This window comes from Pseudomonas sp. 51_B, from assembly GCF_017491595.1.
GTDB lineage: Bacteria > Pseudomonadota > Gammaproteobacteria > Pseudomonadales > Pseudomonadaceae > Aquipseudomonas > Aquipseudomonas promysalinigenes.
Window position 1 is genome coordinate 1 of sequence record NZ_JAFGYW010000478.1, and the last position, 430, is coordinate 430.

Sequence of the window (430 nt, forward strand, 5' to 3'; positions counted from 1 at the left end):
GTTCCAGACTGGGCCGAGGCCATTGACTACCCGGCCTTCGTCGAACTGTCGATCCATCACGCCAAGGTCAACAGCTGGCTATGAATTCAATGACCGTCGGCGCCCGCGCCATCGAACTGGACAAGGACGGCTTTCTCGTTGACCTCAGCGACTGGTCGGCTGAAGTCGCCAGCGCCCTCGCCGCCGCCGAAGACATCGCGTTGACGCCCGAACACTGGGAAGTCCTCGAGCTGCTGCGCAGCTTTTACGCCGAATTCCAGCTATCGCCGGCCACGCGGCCGCTGATCAAGTACACCGCGCTGAAACTCGGCGCGGACAAAGGCAACAGCCTGCACCTGAACCGACTGTTCAAAGGCACACCTGCCAAACTCGCCGCGAAACTGTCGAGCCTGCCCAAACCGACGACTTGCCTATGAACGATTTTCCAGCT

Annotated in this window: 1 protein-coding gene and 1 pseudogene; both read left to right on the plus strand. The window is 60.7% G+C overall.

Translation table 11 applies throughout. The annotated features are described in order from the left end of the window. Positions 1-84, plus strand: a pseudogene (locus J5M56_RS25810) (sulfurtransferase complex subunit TusB); the annotation flags it as partial. Further along, positions 81-416, plus strand: coding sequence for a TusE/DsrC/DsvC family sulfur relay protein (locus J5M56_RS25815; RefSeq protein WP_207938160.1), 336 nt, complete (start codon positions 81-83; stop codon positions 414-416). The pseudogene J5M56_RS25810 and the gene J5M56_RS25815, both read left to right, overlap by 4 nt. Positions 417-430: the final 14 nt, after the last annotated feature.